Origin of the sequence: Accumulibacter sp., from assembly GCF_031732815.1 — a bacterium.
Taxonomy (GTDB): Bacteria; Pseudomonadota; Gammaproteobacteria; order Burkholderiales; family Rhodocyclaceae; genus Accumulibacter.
The window spans coordinates 1-3,412 of the sequence record NZ_JAVMKF010000224.1 but is presented as its reverse complement, the minus strand read 5'-3'; the positions used below and the strand labels follow the sequence as shown (position 1 = coordinate 3,412).

At 62.7% G+C, this 3,412-nt stretch carries 2 protein-coding genes; one reads left to right on the top strand and one right to left on the bottom strand.

The annotated features are described in order from the left end of the window. Nucleotides 1–847: hypothetical protein (locus RKP46_RS14070; protein ID WP_311107214.1), on the bottom strand; the 847-nt coding region annotated here is incomplete at its 3' end. A gap of 263 nt (nt 848–1,110) precedes the next feature. Here RKP46_RS14070 and RKP46_RS14065 point away from each other — a divergent pair. After that, nucleotides 1,111–3,336: a peptidase domain-containing ABC transporter gene (locus tag RKP46_RS14065; protein WP_409194151.1), complete on the top strand. Its 2,226-nt coding sequence runs from the start codon at nt 1,111–1,113 to the stop codon at nt 3,334–3,336. Nucleotides 3,337–3,412 lie beyond the last annotated feature (76 nt).

The following is a 3,412-nucleotide window of genomic DNA, read 5'->3' as shown; positions in this document are numbered from 1 at the left end:
TGGCCAGTCGCGCGTTGGCCGCCGCATCGCCCGAGGGATCATGAAAACCGGAGAGCAGTACGATCGCTTGCGGTTTGTTCGCCAGCGCCTGCACGGTGGTCGCCACGACGGCCCCGTCCGCCTCGTTCAGCTCGGCCTTGCCGACGCCAAAATAGACCTTCGCCCGCGGCTCGCCGATCGGCGCCATGTCGACCATCTCGAGCGAACTCGCCGCCGGCGCCCGCATCGTCTTGCCACCGCCGACGGCATAGACCACGCCCACCACGGCCAGCGCAATTCCGGCCAATACACCCGCGACAACTGCGGTTATCTCGTCATCATCCTTTGACGCCATGACACCCGTCGCACATTGAGTACATTCAGAAATAGAGGGCTCCAACCCATTGCCGCCGATATGCCATTCTGGTCCCGATTGCTGCCACCTGGCCAACGCGACGACCGATCTGATGTCGCGTCCCGTGGTAGCGCGGAACCTCCGACGCACTTGATCCGAAGAACCGCAGTCAGCCGACTCCTTTCGCATGATTTCCCAGCAACCGATGTGTTGGCGGCCCCCCGATGCCGGCGAGGACTCGCTTGAAGTGATCCCCGACATGATGCCAGACGGATCGGCGTGCCAACTGCCCCGCAGTTTCGGCCTCCCAGCCTCCACGGCAGAGACTCGTATCAGTACCGCCCGTGCCGCCCATGCTTGCTCGCAGTGGGCATGCAATCCGGTTACGGTAACGTTGGTTTGCCCAGCATGTTCAGTTCTTGTTTCCAGCGCCTTACGCGCGGCCAGCGCTTCGCCGATCTGGTGGCTGCTCAGCGCCGCGCCTTGCGCCTCACGGAAGATGTCCAGGACCATCCGCTGGCATTCGCCTGAAAAAAAAGGCTTCGAACCGGCAGTGCTTTGGTCCCGGTGCGCGGCCCAAAGTCCGGAGAAAACAGCTTGACGGTCGCCTCGAAGTGGACGCGAACGTCCGTCAGACGCTCTATTCCCTTCTATTGATGTTTGATCAGGCCGGCCAGTGCGGCGCTTGTCGCCGCGCACGACCGGAACGAGGTTTCCATTCCCACAAACGTGATACCCTTTCCTCCTCGCCAGACATCAGTGTGAGAGAGACACCCATGCAACGAGCGTTGCGGACCGACGATGCCTTGTGGCTGCTCGGCAGTCTGTGCAACCTGAAACGCATTCCTTTCGACGCCGCCTTGATCGCGCAACACTTCCCGCCGCCGATCACCCGGGCCAGCCTGCACGAAGCCGCGCGGGCACTGGGTTTCCAGACCGGCTCGCGCCCCATCCGGAACCTCAGGGACGGCGAACACCTGCTACCGGCGATCGCCTTTCTGCGCGACCCGCCGCCCGAGACCGCCCCATCTGCGCCCGCAACTCCAGCGCACACCGCTTCGGCGATGGCCGCCGACTGCTCCTCATCGTCGGGCGATCCGCCCCCTCAGGCGCCACGCCCGCCGGCCTCCGCCATCCTGATTGTTGGGCTCTCGGAAGAGCACATCCTGTATTTCCGACCCGGTCAGCAAACCGCAGAAAGCCTGACCCGCAGCGAAGCGGCCGAGCGCCTCGAACCGGAACTCATGCTGCTCAGCCGTACCGCCGGGCCGGCCACGACCGATGAGGACGGAATCCCCGGGTTTGCTCCCGACAGGAAAGTCTTCGGCTTCTCCTGGTTCATCCCCGAACTCCTCAAGCACCGCCGCCTGTGGCTGGAAATCCTTACCGCCTCGCTCTTCATCCAGCTTGTCGGACTGGTCACCCCCCTTTTCACCCAGGTCATCATCGACAAGGTCATCGTACATCAGACGCACAGCACGCTCATCGTCCTCGCCGTCGCCCTGGTGCTGTTCCTGTTCTTTACCGCCGGCATGACTTGGCTGCGTCAGTACCTCATCCTGCACACCGGCAGCCGCATCGACGCCGTGTTGGGCAGCCAAGTGCTCCGCCATCTCCTGCGTCTGCCGCTCGCGTACTTCGAGAACCGCCCCACCGGCACGCTGGTCGCCCGCCTGCACGGCGTCGAGACCCTCCGCGAATTCGTCTCCGGCGCCGCCGTCGCCCTCATCCTCGACGGGCCCTTTCTGCTCATCTTCCTCGCCGTCATGTTCGCCTATAGCTGGCAGCTCTCGCTGATCGCTGTCAGCCTTCTAAGCCTCATTGCCCTGCTGAGCCTCCTTGTCGCGCCCGTCTTCCGGGAAAAAATCAACCGCCAGTTCATGCTCGCGGCGCGCAACCAGTCCTTCCTCACCGAGTACATCGCCGGCATGGGCACGGTCAAATCCCTGCAGATGGAACCGGATATCGACCAGAAATACGGCGACCTTCTGGCCCAATACCTGGCCTCCGGCTTCTCGACCAGACAGGTGGGCAACACCTATCACGTCATCGCCAACGCACTGGAGCAGGTGATGACGCTCTCCATCCTGGTCGTCGGCGCCTTGCTGGTGATGAAGAACGAGGGCTTTACGGTGGGCATGCTCGTCGCCTTCCAGATGTTTGCCGGACGCATGAGCCAACCCATGTTAAGACTTGTCGGTCTCTGGCAAGAGTTTCAGCAGGCCAATATCGCCCTCAAGCGCTTGGGTGATATTCTCGACATGCCGCAGGAACCGCATGCGCTCATCCCCAGCCGGGAGAACAGGGGCGAAGGCTTGCTGACCATCAGCAACCTGGCCTTCCGCTACGGAGAGACTCTCCCCTGGCTCTACAACAACCTCGATATCGCCTTCAAGCCCGGCCACCTGAGCGTCATCACGGGTCCCTCCGGATGCGGCAAGAGCACGCTCGCCAAACTGATGCTCGGTTTCTACCAGCCGCAGGAGGGTGGCATTGCCCTCGACGGGCAGGACATCCGATATCTCGCCGCCAACGAACTGCGCGCGGCCTTCGGCGTCGTGCCGCAGGAAACCGTGCTCTTCTCGGGCACGCTCTACGACAACCTGGTGATGGCCCATCCGCACGCCAGCTTCGAGGACGTGATCGCCGCATGCAAGGCAGCCGAGATTCATGACGTGATCGAACGACTGCCGGGCGGCTACCAGACCGAGATCGGCGAACGCGGTACCGGGCTCTCGGGCGGCCAGCGGCAACGCATCGCGATTGCCCGTGCCTTACTGAAGCGGTCGAAGATCCTGATCTTCGACGAAGCCGTCTCCAGCCTCGACCAGCAGACGGCCGAGCATCTTGCCCAGACGATCAACACCCTCAAGGGCCAGGTGACGATGATCTTCATCACGCATCAGATTCCGCGCGGGCTTCAGGTCGATGAGGTGTTCTCCTTTGCCGGTGATAACCAGCCGATGACCAGGGTCGAGGTAGTGGGAGCGGAGAAGGACTGAATCCCCACTTGCCATGCGTACATGCCAAACGCAGAGAGGTTGTGAAGAAGTCGTCGCGAGCAGGCCGAGAGGCAAG